Origin of the sequence: Paractinoplanes lichenicola (assembly GCF_016785085.1) — a bacterium.
Taxonomy (GTDB): domain Bacteria; phylum Actinomycetota; class Actinomycetes; order Mycobacteriales; family Micromonosporaceae; genus Actinoplanes; species Actinoplanes lichenicola.
The window spans coordinates 778,539-798,788 of record NZ_JAENHO010000001.1 but is presented as its reverse complement, the minus strand read 5'-3'; the positions used below and the strand labels follow the sequence as shown (position 1 = coordinate 798,788).

The window sequence follows — 20,250 nt, the reverse complement described above, 5'->3', positions numbered from 1 at the left end:
TCGGCCTCGGTCGACCATTCCACTCCGGGCGGCGTTTGCCGGCCGGTTGTTGTGGGCGGCGCTTGCAGGCCGGTCATGCCACGGGTCGGGCGGGGTCGGAGGACCAGGCTGACCAGGAGCCGGGATAGAGAGCCGCGTCGATGCCGGCGACAGCCAGTGCCACGATCTCGTGGGCCGCGGTGACGCCGGATCCGCAGTAGACGCCGACCGGGCCGGTCACGTCGGCGAACCGTTCCCGCAGCTGAGCGGCCGGGAGGAAGAGCTTGTCAGCGTCGAGGTTGCCGGTGGTGGGGGCGCTCTCGGCGCCGGGGATGTGCCCGGCTCGCGGGTCGATCGGTTCGACCTCGCCGCGGTAGCGCTCGGCCGCGCGGGCGTCGAGGAGCGTCCCGTACGAGGGCAGGTCGGCGGCCTCGTCGGCGGTGATCGTGGGCAGGTGGCCGGGGCTGAGCACCACATTGCCGGCCGGGCGGGGGCGGGGCTCTCCGGTCGCCTCCGTGTGCCCGGCGGCCCGCCAGGCGGCCAAGCCACCGTCGAGCAGGCGTACGTCGGCCACCCCGGCCCAGCGCAGCAGCCACCAGGCACGGGCCGCGGCGAGCCCGCCGGTGTTGTCGTAGACGACCACCGAGCGGCCCTGGATCAGACCCCAGCCGCGGGCGGCGGTCTGCAGCCGGTCGATCGACGGCAGCGGGTGGCGGCCCGCGCCCGGGGCGTGCGGCCCGGCCAGTTCGGTGTCGAGGTCGACGAAGACGGCGCCGGGCAGGTGGCCCTCGCGGTAGTGGGCGAGCCCGTCGGGGTCGCCGAGCGCCCACCGCACATCGAGCAACAGCGGCGGCTCGGGCTGCGCGACCCGGTGATAGAGCTCGTCGACGCTGATCAGGACCGGTCGATCGGTCGTCGAGGTCGCCCCGTCCCGCCCGGCCGTCCCGTCCCGCCCGGCCGTCCCGTCCCGCCCGGCCGTCCCGTCCCGCCCGGCCGTCCCGTCCCGCCCGGCCGTCCCGTCCCGCCCGGCCGTCCCGTCCCGCCCGGCCGCCCGGGTGGACTGGGCCGTAGGGGCGGTGCTGGGCTGAGCGATGGTGGCGGGGCCGGGCTGGGCCGCGGGGGTGGTGGCGGCGGGGCCGGGTTGGGCTGCGGGGGTGGCGGTCAGGCCGGGCAGGGTGGCCGCCAGGTCGGCGTCGTCCAGCGAGACCGGGGTCGTGCCCTCGGCGACCGCCCGGTGAATGCGGGCCTGCACCGCGGCGGCGGTCGGAGTCGGCACCTCGTGCAGCCGGCCGAGCAGCACGATCTCGCCGTCGAGGTAGTCGGTCTCGGGGGCGCCGGCCCGGGCCAGGCTCTGCCGGGTCGAGTTGCCGGCGCGGGGCCGATCGGGCACGTCGGCCACCCGGAAGTCACCGGTGACCGGGGTGGCCGGGGTGATGCCGGCGGCGGCGTAGACCGCGCGGGCCTCGGTCTTGAGCAGGGCCAAGGCGGCGTCGCGGAGCTCGCTCGGCGGGTAAAGGGCGTCGAGCGTGTTGACGAGGTTGCCGAGCAGTTTGGCCGCCTTGTGCCCCACGATGTCGGCCGTCTCGTGTGCGACGAATCCGGCCCGGCGCAAATCGGCGGCGATCCGCCCGACCGTGTCGTCGAGCGAGCTCGTGGTGCCGGACACGTCGGCGACACCAGGCACAGCGGCGGGGTTGTGCGCCAAGGAAGCGGCGGGTGAGGGAGTGGTGGACGGAGGAAAGGCGGGCGCGGGAGAGGCGGAGGCGGGAGAGGCGGGCGCGAGAGGGGTGGGCGCGGGAGAGGCGGGCGCGAGAGGGGTGGGCGCGGGAGTGGGAGAGGCAGACGCGGGAGAAGCGGGCGCGAGAGAGGTGGGCGCAGGCGTGGCGACGGGCGCGGCCGGGTAGGGGCCCAGCCACAGCACGGCCGGGGCGGGCCAGCCGTGGTTGACGACCTCGCCGGGGGTGACGAACGTGGCCGGGATCCAGACCACGGCGCCGATCACCTGGGCGAACGAGCGTAGGGCCGTGCGTTCGTTGTCGAGGCCGTTTTGCAGGGTGACTACGGGCAGGTCGGTGGCTGCGACGCCGGTGCCGCCGTCGGACCGTTTGACCGGGCGCCACGCCCATTCGCGGACGGCTGCTGCCGTGTCGGTGCTCTTCGTGGCGAGCAGCAGCACGTCGTCGGCGGTTAGTTGTATCTCGGCCGGGCCTGCGGCGACCGGCAGCCGCACGTCATGGGCGCCGTCGGGGCGTAGGTAGTGCAGGCCGTGGGCGCGCAGGGCGGCCAGTTGGGCGCCGCGGGCGATCAGCAGGGTTTCGATGCCGGCCCGGTGCAGTTCGGCCGCGATCGACGCGCCGACCGCGCCGGCCCCGATCACCACGTAACGGCTCATCAAATACCTTCCCACCTATGGACTCACTAGGAATTAGCAGCATGGCCGTGACTGGTGGTCGCTGTCCAGCGCGAAAACCCGATCGGATCGAACACAACTTCTTATCAATCGGCTGTTAGCGTCCGGCGACATGGGACCTGTGCTGGACATTCTCGCGCTGCGCAGCCTGATCGCGGTGGCCGACTGTGGCGGCTTTCACCGGGCCGCGGCCGCGCTCAAGGTCAGCCAGTCGGCGGTCAGTCAGCACGTCCGGCGCCTCGAGAAGGTGATCGGAAGGCCGGTCGTCGAGCGGCAGGGGCGGGCCACGGTGTTCACCCCGGACGGTCAGGCGCTGCTGGGGGAGGCCCGGCGCATCCTCGCGGCGCACGACGACGCGCTGCGCCGGCTGCTGGTCGGGCCGGAGCGTCCGGCCGTCACCGTCGGCACCACCGAGCACGCGGCCGACCTGCTGCTGCCCGCGATCACCGCCGCGCTGCCGGGTCACCAGGTGCGTTTTCGCATCGACCGCACCCGACGGCTCGACGCCGCGGTCGATCGGGGCGCGATCGACGTCGCCGTGCATCTGGCCGAGGCGTCCGCGGCCGACGGCGTGCCGGTCGGCTCACTGCCCCTGACCTGGTATGCGGCCACCGGCTGGGCCGCGCCGCCCGGCCCCTGGCCCGTGGTCGCCATCGAGGAGCCCTGCGTGCTGCGCCGCCGCGCGCTCACCGCCCTGACCGCGCGCGGCCTGGAGCCGTACGTGGTCTGCGACAGCGGCTATGTCGCGGGCGTGCTCGAGGCGGTGCGCAGCGGGCTGGGGGTCGCCCTGATGGCCACCGCGGCGACGACGCCCGACGGTCTGCGCGTCCGCGATGACCTGCCCGCGGTGCAGCCGGCCGCCATGAGCCTGCGCGCCCGTTCCGGGGCCGATCCGCAGGTCGTGACAGCGGTCACCGACGCCCTGCACACGGTGCTGGCCCAGGGCCGCCGGTAGAAGTCGATCAAGCGGCGCCGACAGAAGCGATCAAACGGCGCCGCCGGAGCGATCAAGCGGGCGCCGCGGAAAAGATAAGCGGATGTGATCGGTTCGATCGCGAATCGGCGTTGGACGCCCTTCCCAAAGCCCTACTAGCTTGGTAGGTGTTATAGGTAATCCGATCAGCCGGAAGGTCCGTCATGACGCTCGCCCACGAGACCGTGGTCCGCACCTGGAACGAGCCCGACCCCGTCCCCCTGCGCGGCACGTTCATCCTGTTCCCCGGGCGTGGCGAGTCGCCTCAGGTCTACGAGCGCTTCGGCAAGCGCCTGGCCGCCGACGCCTATCGGGTGCACGTCGTCGCCTCGCCCAGCGACTCCGCCGAGCAGGCCCGTGAGCAGCTCGACGGTCTGCTGGCCGAGGCCGACCCCGAGAAGCCGCGCATCGTGGCCGGCTCGGACGGTGGCGCGGCCTTCGCGGCCCACCTGGCCGCCGAGGGTGCCCTGCCCGGCGTGAACGCCCTGGTGCTGGCCGGGCTGCCGACCACCGCAACGGCGGGCGCGAGCCGCGACTGGGACGACGAGCTCGACGCGCGCAGCTTCTGCCCGACCCACCGGGGGAAGATCAACACCGTTTCCCTCGTACGCCCGGGGGAGCTCTTCACCGACCTGCCCGCCGACTGGTTCTCGCCCGGCGCGGCCGCGACCGTCGCCCTCCCCGTGCTGGGCCTGCACGGCCGCGACGACACGGTCAGCCCTCTGGCCGAGGCCGCCGCCTTCTACGCCGCCGCGCCCCGGGCCGAGCTCGTCAGCATCGCCGGCGGCCCGCACGACGTGCTCAACGACCAGACCCACCGCACCGTGGCCGCGACGATCGTGCTGTTCCTCGAGCGGCTGCGCAACGGCGGCGACCTGGCCCCGATCGCCGTGCCGGTGACCCGATGACCGTCGAGTTCATCAGCGCCGTCAACGTCAACCCGAGCAACGAGCTCAACCGGCTCGGCCGGGCCGGCATCGACCTGCCGTTCTTCACCCGCTACGTCAACGCGCTGGAGGACGCCGGCTTCGACTACACGCTGTGCGCGTACGCGTCGTCGTTCCAGGACCAGTTCGCGATCGCCAACCAGATCGTGGCCCGCAGCGAGCGGGTGGCGCCGATCGTGGCCCTGCGCCCCAACACGATCTATCCCACGGTCGCGGCCAAGGCCCTGGCCACGCTCGACCAGTTCGGCGCGGGCCGGGCGGTGGTGCACTTCATCTCGGGCGGCAGCGACGCCGAGCAGGCCCGCGAGGGCGACTACCTGACCAAGGAGCAGCGCTACGCCCGTACGGCGGAATACATCGACGTCGTCCGCAAGGTCTGGACCAGCACCGAGCCGTTCGATCACGAGGGCGAGTTCTACAAGTTCGAGAACTTCCTGAGCCTGGTCCGGCCCACCCGCGGCACCATCCCGGTCTCGGTCGGCGGGTCATCGGCCGAGGCGTACCGGGTCGGCGGCTCGCGCGGCGACATCTTCGGGCTGTGGGGCGAGCCGCTGGCCGACACCCGGGCCCAGATCGACGCCGTCAACGCGCAGGCCGCGGCGGCCGGACGCACCGACCGCCCGCGCATCTGGGTCACCTTCCGCCCGATCATCGCGGCCACCGAGGAGCTGGCCTGGGAGAAGGCCGAGCGCACGCTGGCCGTGTTGCAGAGCGGCGGTCCCCGGGTGGAGCCCCAGAACGTCGGCTCGCAGCGCCTGCTCGAGATCGCCGGCCGCCAGGACGTGCACGACCGCGCCCTGTGGACGCCGACCGCCACGGCCACCGGGGCCGCCGGCGCCTCGACCGCCCTGGTCGGCACGCCCGAGACGGTGGCTGCGGCGATCCTCGACTACGTCGACCTGGGCGCCGACCTCATCTCGATCCGCGGCTACGACAACCTCAACGACCTCATCGACTACGGCCGGCACATCCTGCCGCTGGTCCGCCAGGAGCTGGCCCATCGGGAGGCCACGGGGCAGCGCGGCCCCCTGCAGGACGAACACCCCGGGGCATTCGCAGAGAGGACGCCCGCATGACCGACTTCGATCCCACCATCCCGCCGACGGCCACGCCCGAGGTGGAGTTCATCAGCCTCTCCCACCTCAACCCGTCGACCGAGCTCGACCCGGTGCCGTCGCGCGGCATCGACCTGAAGTACTTCCGGCGTTACGTGCGCTCCCTCGAGGAGGGCGGTTTCGATTACACCCTTCTCCCGTACGGGGCGGGCAGCGCCGACTCGTTCGTCGTGGCCAGCGCGGTCGGGCAGCTGACCGAGCGGATCAAGCCGATCGTCGCGCTGCGGCCCAACACCACCCCACCGAGCGTCGCCGCGCAGAAGCTGGCCACCCTCGACCAGCTCACCGAGGGCCGGGCGGTGGTCCACCTGATCAGCGGGGGCAGCGACGCCGAGCAGGCCCGGCAGGGCGACTACCTGCCCAAGCACAAGCGGTACGCCCGTACGTCGGAATACATCGACGTGATGCGCCGTTCGTGGACCGAGCCCGCCGCGTTCAGCCACCAGGGCGAGTTCTACAAGTTCGACGATTTCGGGCCGGGCTTCGCGCCGTACGAGAGCCCAATCCCGATCTCGATCGGCGGCCAGTCCGACGAGGCCTTCGCCGTGGGCGGGGCCAAGGCCGACATCTTCAGCTTCTGGGGCGAGCCGCTGGCCGACCTGCGCAGCGAGATCGACCGGGTCAACGGGATCGCCCGCGACGCCGGCCGCACCACGCTGCCCCGGATCTGGGTCACGTTCCGGCCGATCATCGCGCAGACCGACGAGCTGGCCTGGCGCAAGGCCAAGGACTACGTGGAGCGGATCGCGCGGCCTGCCCTTCAGGGCACGCCCCAGAACGTCGGCTCGCAGCGCGCGCTCGCTTTTGCCAACAAGTCCGAGCTGTACGACCGGGCGTTGTGGACCCGTACGGCCGCCGTGACCAACGCCGCCGGCGCCTCGACCGCGCTGGTCGGCTCGCCCGAGACGGTGGCCGCGGCGATCCTCGACTACGTCGACCAGGGCGCGTCGCTGGTCTCGATCCGCGGCTACGACACGCTCGCCGACGCGGTGGACTACGGCCGGTACGTCCTTCCCCTCGTACGGGAGGAGATCGCGCACCGCAAGGCGACCGGGCGGCGGGGCCGGTTGCAGGCCGAGCACCTGGGCAACTATCGCCCCGAGTACGCGCAGTTCGCGAGCACCCCGTGACGTACGCGTTCCCGGCGCCCGATCTCTCCGACGCCGCCCTGGCCGCGGTCACCGCCGAGATCGCCAAGACCGCGGGGGAGTACGACCGCAGCGCCGAGTTGCCCTGGGCCGGCATCGAGGCCGCCCACCGCGCCGGACTGCTCACCGCCACCGTCGGCCCGCAGTACGGCGGACCGGGCCTCGGCCCCCGCGCGACGGCTCGCATCCTCACCGCCATCGGCGAGGGCGACGCCTCGGTCGGCCTGCTCGCCGCCAACTCGCTCAACACGCACGCCGCCCAGGCCGCCACCGGCAGCTGGCCCGCCGCGCTGTACGACGACCTGCTGCGCCGCTCGCGGTCGGGCCCGGCCCTGGTCAACGCGATCCGGGCCGAACCCGAGCTGGGCGCCCCGGCCCGTGGCGGCCTGCCCAGGACGACGCTCACCGCGAGCGGCGACGGCTGGCTGCTCAACGGCCGGAAGGCGTACGGGACCGGCGGAGCCGGCCTGGCCTATCACGTCGTCTGGGCGGTGGCCGGCGACCGGGTCGGCCACGTGCTCGTGCCCGGTGACGCGCCCGGCATCACCTGGATCGACACCTGGGACCACCTCGGGCTGCGCGCCTCCAACACCCACGACGTGGTCTACGCCGACGTCGCGGTGCCGGCCGAGGCGTTCGTCGAGATCCCGCGCGGCCCCGACGGCGTCTACCGCGACCCGGCGGCGGTGGCCGGCCCCGGCAGCTTCGGCCACCCCGCGCTCTACATCGGCGTGGCCCGCGCGGCCCGTACGGCGTTCGCCGAGTTCGCCCGCGACCGGGTGCCCGCCGCGCTCGGCAAGCCGATCGCCGAGACCGAGCGGATCCAGTCCGTGGCGGGCGAGATCGACCTGCAGATCACCCAGGCCGAGACCCTGCTGCACGGCGCCCTGCTGCGCGCGGAGGCGGGGGAGAAGCCCGACTTCTCCGCGATCAAGGTGGCCATCGCCCGCTCGGTCATCGCCGCGACGCAGACCGCGGTGGCCGCCCTCGGCAACCCCGGCCTGTCCCGCCACCACTGCCTCGAACGACACCTGCGCGACGCCCTCTGCATCCGTGTGCACCCGCCCCAGGAGGACGCCGTCCTGCTGGCCGCGGGCCGCCGAGTTCTTAGTAAGGACACTCCCCGATGAAGCTTGTGAAACCCCTTGCCGTCGCGGCCGTCGCAGCGCTGGCGCTGACCGGCTGCGGCAGCGGCGGCGACGACCAGGCGGGCGCCGGCAGCGGCACGCTCAAGGTCTCGTTCTGGCCCGACAACGCGGCGTTCCCGTGCATCGACCCGTTCCAGGTCTACTGGATCGAACACCGCTCGATCATCCGCAACTTCGCCGACTCGCTGACCGACCAGGACCCGGAGACCGGCAAGATCGTGCCCTGGCTGGCCCAGAGCTGGGAGATCAGCCCGGACGGCAAGAAGTACACGTTCAAGCTGCGCGACGGCGTCACCTTCGCCAACGGCAAGAAGCTCGACGCGCAGGCCGTCGCCGACAACGCGACGGGCTGGATCGCCACCGTCAAAGCCACCAACGGCGCCGCGTACGGGTCCTCCTACGTGCAGGGGCTGACCGGGGCCAAGGCGGTCGACCCGCTGACCGTCGAGCTCGAGCTGTCCCGGCCGAACTCGTCGTTCCTGCAGGCCACCTCGACCACCAACCTGGCCATCACCGACCCGGCCGAGTTCGCGCTGACCCCGGCCGAACGGTGCACGGGCAAGGGCGTGGTCGGCTCCGGGCTGTTCCAGCTCGACCACTACACGCCGAAGGTCGAGACCGTGCTGACCAAGCGGGCCGGCTACTCGTGGGGCTCCGAGCTGGTGCAGAACAAGGGCGAGGCGAAGGTCGACCGGGTCGTCTTCAACTACGTGGCCGAGGACAGCGTGCGCACCGGCAACCTGATCAGCGGGGCCACCGACATCGCCTGGCCGCGCAACCCGTTCACGCCGCAGGACCGGCAGCTGATCGAGAAGAGCGGCGACACGGTCGAGAAGCGGGCACTGCCCGGGCCCGCGTACGCCCTCTACGCCAACACGACGGCGGGCAAGCCGCTGGCCGACGCCGCGGTGCGCAAGGCGCTGTACAAGGCGATCGACCTCAAGACGTACGCGGGAACGGTTTTTGGCCCTGACTACCCCGTGGTGCAGGGGGCCTTCAACTCGACCACGCCCTACTTCAAGGCCGAGACCGACAAGCTCGCGTACGACCCCGAGGGCGCCCAGAAGATTCTCGAGGACGCCGGCTGGACCGCAGGCGCCGACGGGATCCGGGCCAAGAACGGCGCCGCGCTCAGCCTCGAATACCCGATCACCGTGGGCAGCGCGGGCGCCGAGCTGCTGCAGGCCCAGCTCAAGAAGGTCGGCATCAACCTCGAACTGCGCACGCTGACCACCGCCCAGCAGGCCACCTACACCAAGGAGGGCGCCTACGACCTGGCCCAGACCTACTTCACCCGGGCCGACCCGGGCGCGCTGCAGTTCATCCTCAACCCCGAGGTCGCCAACTCCAAGGCCCTGGCCCAGCGCTCGGCCTCGCCCGAGGTCATCAAGGGCATCCAGGACCTGTTCGCCAAGGCGCTCACCACCACCGACGAGAAGCAGACGGCGCAGGCGTACGCCGAGCTGCAGGACTACCTGCTCGACCAGGGCGTGGTGTTCCCGCTGTTCGAGCGGCTGCAGTACGCCGGGGTCAGCGACAAGGTCAAGGGCTTCGCGTTCACCTCGGAGAGCTTCCTGCGCCTCAACGATGTGACCCGGTCATGACTCGGTATGTGCTGGGCCGGGTGGGGCAGGCGGTGGCCGTGCTGTGGGCCGCGTACACGCTGACCTTCGCCATCCTCTACCTGCTGCCCAGCGACCCGATGGAGCTGCAGCTGGCCGCGGCCGGGGTGCAGACGGACAGCCTCACCGCGGCTCAGGTGGACGCGATCAAGCAGCAGTTCGGGCTCGACCAGTCGATCTGGGCGCAGTACTGGCATCATCTGACCGGGCTGCTCCAGGGCGACTTCGGCACCTCGCTGACCCAGCAGGTGCCGGTGGGTGACCTGCTGGCCCAGCGGATCGGGCCCACGCTCCAGCTGAGCGTGAGCGCGGCCGTGGTGTCGCTGGTGCTCGGCTCGGCCCTGGCCTATCTGGCCACCTTCGTCTCGCTGCCCTGGCTGCGTACGCTGCTCAGCCGCCTGCCCGCGCTGGGCGCCTCGTTCCCGCAGTTCTTCGTGGCGCTGTTCCTCATCCAGTTCTTCTCGTTCCAGCTCGGCTGGTTCCCGGCCACCGGCACCACCGGGTTCTCGTCGCTGGTGATGCCGGTGCTGACCATCTCGGTGCTGGCGTCGGCGGTGCTGGCCCAGGTGCTGATCAAGAGCTTCGACGAGACGCTGGCGCAGCCCTACATCACTACGGCGCGGGCCAAGGGGTTGTCGCGGTCGGCGGTGCATCTGCGGCACGCCTTTCGCAATGCGGCGTTGCCGGCCATGACGATTTTGGGGGTCATCGTCGGGCTCACCGTGACCAGCTCGATCGTCACCGAGACGGTGTTCACCCGCGAGGGCGTGGGCAAGCTGGCCCAGGAGGCGGTGCTGGCCCAGGACGTGCCGGTGGTGCTGGCCGTCGTGACCGTGGCCGCGGCCATGTTCGTACTGGTGAATCTGGTGGTTGATCTGCTCTATCCGTTGCTGGATCCGCGGATCACTCATGTTCGCGTTTCTACCGAGGGAGCTGCGCTGTGACCGCCACTCTCCTGGAAGCACCTCTTGTTGAGGCCGCGCCCGCGCCGTCCGGCGGTCGGCTGACTTCCGTGCTGGTCCGCCGCCCGCTGTTTCTGGTGGCGCTGCTCTACGTGGCTTTCATCGTGGTCTCGGCGTTCTGGCCCAGCCTGTTCACCTCGTACGGGCCGATCGACACCGACCCCGGCGCGGTCACCCTGCCACCCAGCCTCGACCACTTCTTCGGCACCGACATCTACGGTCGCGACCTGTGGAGTCGCGTCCTGCACGGGTCCGCGCTGACGATCCAGGCCACACTGATCGCGCTCGGCATCGCCGTGGTGGCCGGGCTCACGCTCGGCATCGTCGCCGGCTTCTTCGGCAGCTACACCGACTCGATCCTGATGCGCTTCGTCGACGTGCTGCTGGCCATCCCCGGCCTGCTGCTCGCCCTGTCCATCGTGACCGCGCTCGGCTACGGCACCGTCCCCGTGGCGGTCGCGGTCGGCGTCGGCATCGTCCCCGGCTTCGCCCGCACCACCCGGGCCGAGGTGCTCAGGGTCAAAACCCTCCCGTACGTCGAGGCCGCGCGCGCCGGGGGAGCGTCGTGGACCCGCGTGCTGCTGCGGCACATCCTGCCCAACTCGTGGGGCCCGGTGGCCGTGCTGGCCGTGCTGGACGCCGGCGTGGCCATCATCGCGATCGCCTCGCTGAGCTTCCTGGGCTTTGGCGCCGCCCCACCCGCCGCCGAATGGGGAACCCTCATCGCCGACGGCCGCAACTACCTCATCACGTCCTGGTGGCTGTCTTTGCTGCCCGGCCTGTTCGTGGCGTTGCTGGTGCTCAGCCTCAACCACATCTCCAAGACCCTGCAGGAGCTGACCCGATGACGCTGGCCTTTCCTGCGGTTTCTCCAACTCTGACGCCGCTCTTTTCTGCGCTTTCTCCGACTCTGACGCCGCTCTTTTCTGCGCTTTCTCCGACTCTGACGCCGCTCTTTTCTGCGCTTTCTCCGACTCTGACGCCGCTCTTTTCTGCGCTTTCTCCGACTCTGGAGCCGGTTCGATGACGCTGGTCCACATCCAAGGGCTCGACGTCGGCTACGCCCGGCACCGAACCATCTCGCCTGCCGTCACCGGGCTGGACCTGACCGTCGCCCAGGGGGAGGTAGTAGCGATCGTCGGCGAATCCGGCTCCGGCAAGACCACCACGGCCAACGCGCTCATCGGTCTGCTGCCCGCCAACGGCCGCATCACCGCCGGCTCGGCCGTAGTCGATGGGGTCGAAACCGCCGGCGCGAAGGAACGTGTGCTCCGCGGCCTGCGCGGCTCGGTCGTCGGGCTCATCCCGCAGGACCCGATGGTCGGCCTCAACCCCACCCAGCGCGTCGGAGCCCAGGTCGCCGAGGCCGTACGCCTGCGCGGCGGCTCCCACACCGAGGCGCTGGCCTTCCTCGAGGAGGCCGGCGTACCCGACCCCGAAATGCGCGCCCGCCAATACCCGCACGAACTCTCCGGCGGCCTGCGCCAACGCGTGCTGATCGCCATCGCCCTGGCCGGCAAACCCAAGCTGATCATCGCCGACGAGCCGACCAGCGCCCTCGACGTCACCGTCCAGAAACGCATCCTCGACCACCTCGAAGGCCTGGTCCGCGGCCAGGGCATCGCGCTGCTCATCATCACCCACGACCTGGCAGTAGCAGCCGACCGGGCCGACCGCATCGCGGTGATGCGCGACGGCCGCAAGGTCGAGGAGGGCAACCCCGGCCAGATCCTGCACTTCCCGGCCGAGCCCTACACCCGCCGCCTGGTCGAAGCCGCAACACCCGCAATCCCGCGCCCCACCCCGGCATCGCCCGCAGTCCCGCGCTCTACCCCGGCATCGCCCGCAGGCCCGCGAGCCGAGCCCCTCTCGCGCTTTGAGCCGGCGTCGCCCGCTGTGCCGCGTCTCGAAGCCGAGCAGCCCGCAGCCCCAAGTCCCGAGCCGGCGGCGCACGCCGAACTCGGATCGCCCGCGGCTCCACTCTCCGGCCCCGCGGCGCCCGATGTCCCTGGCCCCGCAACGGTATCGCGCCCCACTTCGGACCCAGCACCCGCCTCGCCCGCATTTCCGCAGGCCAAAGCCGTTCCACCCGGCTCCCCGACTCCGCCACCCGATTTGTCCAGTTTTGCAGGCGGAGCAGCCACCGTCCTCCCCCGCCCACCCAGGGAAGATGTGGGTGACCCTAGCTTGAACGGGGCGGCGATTCTGGCTTATCCACAGGGCAAAACCGAGACAAGCCCCACCCCGGTTCTGGCCCTGAACGAGGTAAGCAAGATCTTCCCGGTCAGCGACCCCAGGCGCGGCCGCCGTGGCTTCAACGCGCTCGACAAAGTCACCTTCGAGGTCCCCCGCGGCCGCACCCACGCGCTGGTCGGGGAGTCGGGTTGCGGCAAGACGACCACCCTGCGCATCGCCCTCGGCCTCGAGTCCGCGACCAGCGGTTCCGTCCGCCTCGACGGGCACGAGATCGCCGGCCTGTCGTGGAACCGCATGCGACCGTTGCGGCGCAAGGCCCAGCTCGTCCATCAGGACCCATTCGCCACGCTCGACCCCAAGTTCTCCGTACGCCAGTCGATAGTCGAACCCCTGGTCTCGTTCCGGGTCGGCGACCGCCGCAGCCGCGAGGCCCGCGCCCGGGAGTTGCTCGACCAGGTCGCCCTGCCGGTGTCCTACTTGGACCGGCGCCCGCGCGAGCTCTCCGGCGGTCAACGCCAACGGGTTGCCATCGCCCGCGCGCTGGCCCTGCAGCCCGACCTGATCATGCTGGACGAGCCGGTGTCCGCCCTCGACGTGCTCGTCCAGGAGCAGATCCTGCAGCTGCTGGCCGAGCTGCAACGCGAACTCGGCCTGTCCTACCTCTTCGTCTCGCACGATCTGGCCGTCGTCGCCCGCATCTCGCACACGGTGTCGGTGATGAGCGACGGCCGCATCGTCGAACAGGGCCGGGTCGCCGACGTCTTCACCAACCCGAGCAGCCCCCGTACGAGGGAACTGGTCGAAGCCATCCCAGGCCGGCGCGCCAATGCCGCTTGAAACTCCGCCGAACCCGGCACCCACCCTCTCCGCGCTCATAGCTCAGTTCACAGGCGCCCGAGCCCACCCCGCCCCCGCCCTGCTCGCCATGATCACCGGCCTGATCAACGGCGCCACCATGGTCGCCGGCGCGCTGGCCATCGGCTGGGCCACCGACCACGTAGTAGTGCCGGCCCTGAGAGCCGACCCCGTGCCGCCCAGCGCCTGGTGGACCGCGGCCGCCCTCATCCTGGGCATCTCCGCCGTCCGCTGGAGCACGATCTTCCTACGCGGCCTGGCCACCGGCCATGTGCAATATCGGGCGCAGGCCGAAACCCGCAGAGCCGTAGTCCGCCGCTTCCTGGTGCTCGACCGCCAGTGGCACCGAGACCGTCCACCCGGCCGCCTCCTGGCCCACGCCATCTCCGATGTGGACGCGCTGTGGTCGCCCATGCAGTTCGCCTACTTCGCGTTCGGCATGGTCTTCATGCTGTTGCTCGCGCTGACCGAGCTGTTCCTCCGCGACTTCGCCCTCGGCCTGATCGGCCTGGCCCTGGTGACGCTGGTTCTCGGCCTCAACGTCGTCTACCAGCGTCTGCTCGCCCCGCGCGCCCGGGAGGCCCAACAGGCCCGCGGCATCGTCGGCGGAGTCGCGCACGAGTCCATCGAGGGCGACCCCGTGGTCCGCAGCCTCGGCCTGACCGACGTCGAGGACGCGCGTTTCGCCCCTGGTGTCGAGCGGCTGCGCCGGGCCGACCTGCGCATGGCAGGCATCAGCTCCGTTTTCGACCCCGTGCTCGAATTGCTGCCGACCGCGGCCGTTCTGGTGGTGCTGGCCGCCGGAACCCCGCGCGTGCAGGCCGGCACGCTCAGCGTCGGCGATCTGGTCGGCGTGGTCTACCTGCTGATCACCGTGGCCATCCCGCTCAACGTGATCAGCCGGTTCCTGTCGATGCTCCCCATGTCGGCGGCCGGCCACGAGCGCGTGCAGTCGGTGCTCCAGAGTCAAGACCTTTCCCCGTACGGCGGAGAAAGGCTCACCGGTGATCGCCCGCTGCGGGTCGAACTGCGCGGCGCCGGCGTCACCCGTTCCGGCCGCCGATTGCTGCGCGACGCCGATCTCACCCTCGAACCGGGCACGGTGACGGTGGTGGTCGGCGCCGTCGGCTCGGGTAAGTCCACGCTGCTCGACCTGGCCGGCGGTCAGGGCCACCCGTCCGGCGGCTCGGTGCTGTTCGACGGCATCGACGTACGCGACCTGGCCGCCGGCGTGGTGCCCGCGACGGTAGCGGTCGTCTCGCAGACGCCGTTCCTCTTCGCCGAACCGATCCGCGACAACCTGGTGCTCGACCGCTCCTACGACGACTCCAAAATCTGGGACGCCCTACGGGTCGCGGCGGCCGACGACTTCGTCCGCGAGCTGCCGGACGGCCTCGACACGGTGGTCGGGGAACGCGGCGCCACCCTCTCCGGCGGCCAACGCCAACGCCTGTGCATCGCCCGCGCGGTCCTGCGCGAACCTCGCCTGCTGATCCTCGACGATGCCACGTCCGCACTCGACTCCCGCGTCGAACGTCAGGTCCTCAACAGCCTGGCCACCCCCGGCGGCCCCACCGTCCTGCTGGCCACGAACCGCCCCCGCGCCGTCGAACTGGCCGACCGCGTAGTCCTCGTCAGCGCCGGCCGAATCGCCGCCGCGGGAACCCCGACCGACCTGCTCGCCATCGACGAATACCGCCGCATTGTGACGGCTTACGACACGACCGCGTCGACTCTTGACTCGCGGGCCTCGAGCGGCGACGCGGCAACTTCGCGGCCGGCCGCCGGGGATGAGGGTGGCGAGCTGGGCCGGTTGGGGCCTTGGGAGACGGCGGCCGTCGGTGGGGGCGGCGTGACGACTTCACGGGTGGTCACCGGCGACGGGGACGGCGACAGTGGGAGAGATGCGACGACCCACGGCGCGGCCGCATCAGGCTGGGGTGAGCGGTCATGAGCGCGCCCGTTCGTGAGCGCCGGGGGATTGGTGGGGCAGGCACACCCGTACGGGGGAAGGGTCTTGACCTGGTGCCGCCGGAGCTGCGGCAGGGGCTTGTGGTGACGGCGGTGCTGGCGCTGCTGGCCGGTGGGGGGCGAATCGTGGCGCCGCTGACTGTGCAGCGGACGATCGATGCCGGGCTCACCGCGCACTCCGTCGGGCCGGCCGTTGCGGTCGGGGCCGGGGCGGTGGTGGTGGCGGGCGCCTCGTCGATGCTGCTGAACCGGCGCCTGCAGGAGCGGATCGAACGGCACCTGGCCGCCCTGCGGCGTACGGGGCTGCGTCGGGTGCACGAGATGCCGGCCGCGACCGTGGACCGTACGCCCAGCGCCGACCTGGTGGCCCGGCTGACCAGCGACGTCGATCAGGTGACGACGTTTCTGCAGGGCGGCGGCATCCAGTTCGTCACCAACGCGGCCCAGCTGGTCATCGCGACCGTGATCCTGCTGGTCTACAGCTGGCAGCTCGCCCTGCCCGTGCTCGTGCTGGCCGCGCTGCTGATCGCGGTCATGATGGGGATGCAGCGGGTGATCGCCCGCCGCTACGACGTGGCCCGTCGGGATCTGTCGCGGCTGCAGAGCGTGGTGGCCGAGTCGGTCACCGGCGGCGCCGTGATCCGGTCGACCGGCACCGAGGAACGGGCCCGGGCCAAGCTCGACGACGCGGTCGACCGGGCCCGCGACAGCCTGCTGCGGACGCTGCCCCCGCTGCACGGCAACACGTCGCTGGGCGAGCTCACCATCTCGGCCATGACGGTCACCGTGCTGCTGGGCGGCGTCTGGTGGTCGCTCGGCGGCGACCCGCCCCGGCTCACCGCGGGTCAGGTCGTGGCCATGGTCTTCCTGGTCACCTTCTTCGTGCGGCCGCTGCAGTTCCTGGTGCAGAGCCTGGGCGAGGCCCAGAACGCGCTGACCGGCTGGCGCCGCGCCCTCGAGCTGGCCGGCACCCCGAGCGCCGAGCGGCCCGGTGGCGTACGGCTGCCGGGCGGGCCGGTCGAGGTGCGGCTGCGTGACGTCTCGGCCCGTTATGGGGACGGGCCGCTGGTGCTGCGCGACGTGACGGTCGACATCGCGGCCGGTGAGCACGTGGCGGTGGTCGGGCGTACCGGTTCGGGCAAGTCCACCTTCGCCAAGCTGCTCACCCGGCGCCTCGATCCGGCCGGCGGCACGGTGCTGCTCGGCGGGGTGCCGCTCGACCGGCTCGCGCCGACGGCCGGGCGGGTGGTCATCGTGCCGCAGGACCCGTTCCTGTTCGACGGCACCCTCGCCGAGAACGTGCGGCTCGGCTCGCCCGGCGGCAACGTGCCGCAGATCCTCGAGGAGCTCGGCCTGCACGACTGGTTCGCCACCCTGCCCGACGGCCTCGACACCGAGGTCGGGCTGCGCGGCGAGCGCCTGTCGGCCGGCGAGCGGCAGCTGGTCGCGCTGGCCCGCACCGCCCTGGCCGACCCCGACCTGGTCGTCTACGACGAGGCCACCTCGGGCGTCGACCCGGCCACCGACGTCGCCGTGCAGCGGGCCCTGGCCGTGCTGACCCGCGGCCGCACCACGGTGTCGATCGCGCACCGCATGCTCACCGCCGAGGCGGCCGACCGGGTGCTGGTCTTCGACGACGGCCGCGTCGTGCAGACCGGGCGGCACGACGACCTCGTACGCCGGCCCGGCCCGTACGCGGCCCTGATCGAAGCCTGGCACCGATGACAGTCACACCGACGAAGGAGCGCAGGATGACCATGCAGTCAGCCCTCGAACCGACCCGTCTGCGCCAAGTGTTCGGCTCGTTCCCGACCGGGGTCACCGTGGTCGCGGCCGAGGTCGACGGCGTGCCCCTCGGCCTGGCGGCCAGCTCGTTCGTGTCCGTGTCGCTCGACCCGCCGCTGGTGTCGGTGTGCGTGGCCCACACCTCGGGCACGTGGCCGCGGCTGCGGCAGGCGGCCCGGGTCGGGGTCAGCGTGCTCGGCGCGCACCAGGAGCAGATCTGCCGCCGGGTCAGCGCCCGCGGCGCCGACCGGTTCGCCGGGCTGACCCGGCGCACCAGCCCGGACGGCGCGATCGTGATCGAGGAGGCCAGCGCGTGGCTCGACTGCGCGATCGAGCAGGAGATCCCGGCCGGCGACCACGACATCGTGCTGCTGCGCGTGCACGACCTCGACGCCGACCCGCTGACCGCGCCGCTGGTCTTCCACGGCAGCCGCTACCGCCGCCTGCACTCCGGCGACTGAGCGGGTCCTTTGCCGCCGGCCCCTGACACATAGTAGAGTGCGCATGTGAACATGCTTCCGCACGGCTGCGGGCCGAACTGATGGGTCACGGGCACGACCACGGGCACACCGCTACGGGCAGCCACCGCGGGCTGCTGGCCGGGGTGCTGGCCATCTCCGTCGGCATCTTCGCCGTCGAGGTGGTCGGCGCGATCGTCACCGGCAGCCTCGCGCTGCTGGCCGACGCGGGTCACGTGCTGGCCGACGCCGGTGGTGTCGCGCTGGCCCTGGGCGCCACCCTGCTCGCGGCCCGGCCGGCCTCGGGGCGCCGCACGTTCGGGTGGGCCCGCGCCGAGATCCTGGCCGCGGCGGTCAACGGCCTGATCCTGTCCGGCATCGGTGTGTACGTGTTCATCGAGGGCATCCGCCGCCTGGTCGACCCGGCCGACGTCGAGCCCGGCGGCATGGCCCTGTTCGGCGTGATCGGCCTGGTCGGCAACCTGATCGGGGTCGCGCTGCTCTATCGGGCCCGTTCGGCCAGCCTGAACATGAAGGGCGCGTTCCTGGAGGTCGCGACCGACACGGCCACCTCGGTCGGGGTGCTCATCGCGGCCGCCGTGATCGCCTGGACCGGCTTCACCCGGGCCGACCCGATGGTCTCGGTGCTGATCGGCCTGATCATCGTGCCGCGCGCGGTCAAGCTGCTGCGCGAGGCGGTCAGCATCCTGCTCGAGACGGCGCCGGCCGACATCGACCTCGACCAGATCCGGGCCCACATCACCGGTCTCGACCACGTCAAGGACATCCACGACCTGCACGTGCTCACGGTCACCTCGGGGCTGCCGGTGCTCAGCGCGCACGTGGTGGTCGACGACTCCTGCTTCCACGACGGCCACGCCCCGCAGTTGCTCGACTCGCTGCAGACCTGCCTGGCCGGCCACTTCGACGTCGAACACTCGACGTTCCAGCTCGAACCGGCCGGGCACGCCGACCACGAGCACCCGACCCACCGCTGACGGGGATTCAGCGCCACAGGCGGAGCTTGTCGGGGGTGCTGGCCGCGGTCGGGCTCGTGCTGCCGGCCGCGCTCGACATCGTGCCCGTGCTGGTCCCGCTGGCCGCCGTCGGCCTGGTGCTCCTGATGGCCGGGGCCGCGATCGTCCATCTGCGCCGCGGCGAGTCCAAGCCGATCATCGTCAACCTGTTGTTCCTGGCCCTGGCGGCGACGGTCGCGATCGGCCGGTCCGCCTGATGACCGAAGGACCGTGGACCAGGCCGCTCCAACCTCACCCAGGGCCTCAGCTACGTGATGATCCCGCCGGAAATGTCGACCGTTGCCCGCGACCAGCACGGCCTCCCCGCCCTGACAACCGACGGCGGCGCGGCACTACTCACGCTCGCTCGTCCGTTACCGTCGCCCGTGGGCACTACTCCGGGAGGCTGGACAACCGCTTTGACAACCGTCGACGCCGTCGCTGACCGCGCCGGGTCACCGTCTCTTGCGGCGCTTAGAGGGTGGCTCGACGGGCGGGGCGGCCCGGCGCTTCTCGCTACGCGCCAACCCCTACGCCGTACGAGGGTGTGGGCTGCCCGGGTTGGGACCTGCGAGTGGCGGATAGCATCCTCGGGGCATGAGATACATGAGGATCGTTGGGGTTCTCCTGGTCGGCGCGCTGCTGGGTGGCTGCGGCGGCGAGTTGGAGGAGGCGGCGGCCCCGTCGGCTGCCGTTTCGAGGGCGGCCGTCGACACCCGGCCCTTTGAGCAGCTTGAGCGGCGGTTCGGGGCGCGGCTGGGGGTGCACGCCGTCGACACGGGCACCGACCGTACGGTGGCCTTTCGGGCGGACGAGCGGTTCGCGCACGCGTCGACCTTCAAGGCGCTGCTGGCCGGGGTCCTGCTGGCTCGCCTGTCCGATGCTGACCTGCGCCGGGTCGTGCAGTACGGCGAGGGTGACCTGTTGGAGTGGGCGCCCGTCACGAAGCGGCACGTGGCCCGCGGGATGACGGTCGACGCCCTGATCGCCGCCGCCGTGCAGCACAGCGACAACACGGCCGCCAACCTGCTGCTGAAGGAGGTCGGCGGCCCGGAGGGTCTGCAGCGCGAACTGCGCGAACTCGGCGACGCCACCACCGACCTGAGCCGCACCGAGCCGGCCTTGAACGAGGCCGTGCCGGGGGACAGGCGGGACACCACCACGCCGCGGGCGCTCGGCACCGACCTGCGCCGGTTCGTGCTCGGCGATGCGCTTCCCGCGGCCCGGCGGCAGAAGATGGCCGAGCTGCTGGTCGGCAACACCACCGGCGACCCGTACGTCCGGGCGGGCGTGCCGTCCGGGTGGCGGGTCGGCGACAAGACGGGCAGCGGCGGCTACGGCACCCGCAACGACATAGCCGTCGTCTGGCCGGCCACCGGCGCACCGCTCGTCATCGCCGTCCAGTCGGACCGCGGCACGCCGGACGCGAAGTCGGACGACGCGCTGATCGCCGAGGCGACCAGGCTCGTCCTCGCCGCTTTGAGGAGTGTCACGACACCTGCGGAAGGACGATCCCCAGCAGGTCGGTGACGATGCGCCGGGCCGTCCGCTCCGGCACCGGCAGGGCGGCCTGCAGGAAAAGCGTGCCCTTCCAGATGGCGCGCAGCACCGCCACCACGACAACCGCGATCACCGCCCCGAGGACATAGCGCACCGGGGAACGCC

17 protein-coding genes and 1 pseudogene are annotated in these 20,250 nt (G+C 72.0%); 15 read left to right on the top strand and 3 right to left on the bottom strand.

Annotated features, from left to right (window positions below):
* Positions 1-73: 73 nt before the first annotated feature.
* Both JKJ07_RS49575 and JKJ07_RS49570 read right to left on the bottom strand, forming a co-directional pair.
* On the bottom strand, positions 74-877 hold the full coding sequence (locus JKJ07_RS49575) for a sulfurtransferase (RefSeq protein WP_236028387.1): 804 nt from the start codon (positions 875-877) through the stop codon (positions 74-76).
* Between the two features lie 348 nt (positions 878-1,225).
* A pseudogene (locus JKJ07_RS49570) lies at positions 1,226-2,371 on the bottom strand (ketopantoate reductase family protein); the annotation flags it as partial.
* A gap of 130 nt (positions 2,372-2,501) precedes the next feature.
* On the opposite strand from JKJ07_RS49570, the gene JKJ07_RS03510 reads away from it, so the two are divergent.
* From JKJ07_RS03510 to bla, 15 genes are all read left to right on the top strand, one after another.
* On the top strand, positions 2,502-3,344 hold the full coding sequence (locus tag JKJ07_RS03510; RefSeq protein ID WP_202989729.1) for a LysR family transcriptional regulator: 843 nt from the start codon (positions 2,502-2,504) through the stop codon (positions 3,342-3,344).
* A gap of 182 nt (positions 3,345-3,526) precedes the next feature.
* Positions 3,527-4,270 (top strand): alpha/beta hydrolase, encoded by a 744-nt coding sequence (locus JKJ07_RS03505; RefSeq protein ID WP_202989728.1) that lies wholly within the window; start codon positions 3,527-3,529, stop codon positions 4,268-4,270.
* A complete protein-coding gene (locus JKJ07_RS03500; RefSeq protein WP_202989727.1) occupies positions 4,267-5,385 on the top strand; it encodes an LLM class flavin-dependent oxidoreductase in 1,119 nt (372 codons plus the stop codon). Before JKJ07_RS03505 ends, JKJ07_RS03500 begins: the two co-directional genes overlap by 4 nt.
* On the top strand, positions 5,382-6,554 hold the full coding sequence (locus tag JKJ07_RS03495) for an LLM class flavin-dependent oxidoreductase (RefSeq protein ID WP_202989726.1): 1,173 nt from the start codon (positions 5,382-5,384) through the stop codon (positions 6,552-6,554). Before JKJ07_RS03500 ends, JKJ07_RS03495 begins: the two co-directional genes overlap by 4 nt.
* Positions 6,551-7,702, top strand: a complete 1,152-nt coding sequence (locus JKJ07_RS03490; RefSeq protein WP_202989725.1) for an acyl-CoA dehydrogenase family protein — start codon at positions 6,551-6,553, stop codon at positions 7,700-7,702. Before JKJ07_RS03495 ends, JKJ07_RS03490 begins: the two co-directional genes overlap by 4 nt.
* Positions 7,699-9,324, top strand: a complete 1,626-nt coding sequence (locus tag JKJ07_RS03485) for an ABC transporter substrate-binding protein (RefSeq protein WP_202989724.1) — start codon at positions 7,699-7,701, stop codon at positions 9,322-9,324. The genes JKJ07_RS03490 and JKJ07_RS03485 overlap by 4 nt, the downstream gene beginning before the upstream one ends.
* A complete protein-coding gene (locus JKJ07_RS03480; protein WP_202989723.1) occupies positions 9,321-10,286 on the top strand; it encodes an ABC transporter permease in 966 nt (321 codons plus the stop codon). The genes JKJ07_RS03485 and JKJ07_RS03480 overlap by 4 nt, the downstream gene beginning before the upstream one ends.
* Complete coding sequence (locus JKJ07_RS49565; RefSeq protein ID WP_307834106.1) at positions 10,283-11,152, top strand: ABC transporter permease; 870 nt, start codon at positions 10,283-10,285, stop codon at positions 11,150-11,152. The genes JKJ07_RS03480 and JKJ07_RS49565 overlap by 4 nt, the downstream gene beginning before the upstream one ends.
* Positions 11,153-11,327: 175 nt before the next feature.
* The gene (nikE, locus tag JKJ07_RS03470; RefSeq protein ID WP_202989722.1) at positions 11,328-13,337 is read left to right on the top strand and encodes a nickel ABC transporter ATP-binding protein NikE; all 2,010 of its coding nucleotides are present in this window, start codon (positions 11,328-11,330) and stop codon (positions 13,335-13,337) included.
* Positions 13,338-13,425: 88 nt separating this feature from the next.
* Complete coding sequence (locus JKJ07_RS03465) at positions 13,426-15,309, top strand: ABC transporter ATP-binding protein (RefSeq protein WP_202989721.1); 1,884 nt, start codon at positions 13,426-13,428, stop codon at positions 15,307-15,309.
* Complete coding sequence (locus JKJ07_RS03460) at positions 15,306-17,051, top strand: ABC transporter ATP-binding protein (protein ID WP_202989720.1); 1,746 nt, start codon at positions 15,306-15,308, stop codon at positions 17,049-17,051. Before JKJ07_RS03465 ends, JKJ07_RS03460 begins: the two co-directional genes overlap by 4 nt.
* Before the next feature lie 26 nt (positions 17,052-17,077).
* The gene (locus tag JKJ07_RS03455; protein WP_202989719.1) at positions 17,078-17,572 is read left to right on the top strand and encodes a flavin reductase family protein; all 495 of its coding nucleotides are present in this window, start codon (positions 17,078-17,080) and stop codon (positions 17,570-17,572) included.
* Positions 17,573-17,652: 80 nt separating this feature from the next.
* Positions 17,653-18,567 (top strand): cation diffusion facilitator family transporter, encoded by a 915-nt coding sequence (locus tag JKJ07_RS03450; RefSeq protein ID WP_202989718.1) that lies wholly within the window; start codon positions 17,653-17,655, stop codon positions 18,565-18,567.
* A gap of 35 nt (positions 18,568-18,602) precedes the next feature.
* The gene (locus JKJ07_RS49560) at positions 18,603-18,803 is read left to right on the top strand and encodes a DoxX family protein (protein ID WP_307834118.1); all 201 of its coding nucleotides are present in this window, start codon (positions 18,603-18,605) and stop codon (positions 18,801-18,803) included.
* 379 nt (positions 18,804-19,182) lie between these two features.
* Positions 19,183-20,115: a class A beta-lactamase gene (gene bla / locus JKJ07_RS03440; protein WP_202989717.1), complete on the top strand. Its 933-nt coding sequence runs from the start codon at positions 19,183-19,185 to the stop codon at positions 20,113-20,115.
* Here the strand turns inward: bla and JKJ07_RS03435 are convergent.
* Complete coding sequence (locus JKJ07_RS03435; protein WP_202989716.1) at positions 20,075-20,239, bottom strand: hypothetical protein; 165 nt, start codon at positions 20,237-20,239, stop codon at positions 20,075-20,077. The two genes, bla and JKJ07_RS03435, sit on opposite strands and share 41 nt — an antisense overlap.
* Positions 20,240-20,250 lie beyond the last annotated feature (11 nt).

Bases quoted from the DNA above. Each gene is read 5' to 3' on its own strand.
- JKJ07_RS03510 (WP_202989729.1), top strand. From the start codon at position 2,502: ATGGGACCTGTGCTGGACATTCTCGCGCTGCGCAGCCTGATCGCGGTG.
- JKJ07_RS03505 (WP_202989728.1), top strand. From the start codon at position 3,527: ATGACGCTCGCCCACGAGACCGTGGTCCGCACCTGGAACGAGCCCGAC.
- JKJ07_RS03500 (WP_202989727.1), top strand. From the start codon at position 4,267: ATGACCGTCGAGTTCATCAGCGCCGTCAACGTCAACCCGAGCAACGAG.
- JKJ07_RS03495 (WP_202989726.1), top strand. From the start codon at position 5,382: ATGACCGACTTCGATCCCACCATCCCGCCGACGGCCACGCCCGAGGTG.
- JKJ07_RS03485 (WP_202989724.1), top strand. From the start codon at position 7,699: ATGAAGCTTGTGAAACCCCTTGCCGTCGCGGCCGTCGCAGCGCTGGCG.
- JKJ07_RS03480 (WP_202989723.1), top strand. From the start codon at position 9,321: ATGACTCGGTATGTGCTGGGCCGGGTGGGGCAGGCGGTGGCCGTGCTG.
- nikE (WP_202989722.1), top strand. From the start codon at position 11,328: ATGACGCTGGTCCACATCCAAGGGCTCGACGTCGGCTACGCCCGGCAC.
- JKJ07_RS03465 (WP_202989721.1), top strand. From the start codon at position 13,426: ATGATCACCGGCCTGATCAACGGCGCCACCATGGTCGCCGGCGCGCTG.
- JKJ07_RS03460 (WP_202989720.1), top strand. From the start codon at position 15,306: ATGAGCGCGCCCGTTCGTGAGCGCCGGGGGATTGGTGGGGCAGGCACA.
- JKJ07_RS03455 (WP_202989719.1), top strand. From the start codon at position 17,078: ATGACCATGCAGTCAGCCCTCGAACCGACCCGTCTGCGCCAAGTGTTC.
- JKJ07_RS03450 (WP_202989718.1), top strand. From the start codon at position 17,653: ATGGGTCACGGGCACGACCACGGGCACACCGCTACGGGCAGCCACCGC.
- bla (WP_202989717.1), top strand. From the start codon at position 19,183: ATGAGATACATGAGGATCGTTGGGGTTCTCCTGGTCGGCGCGCTGCTG.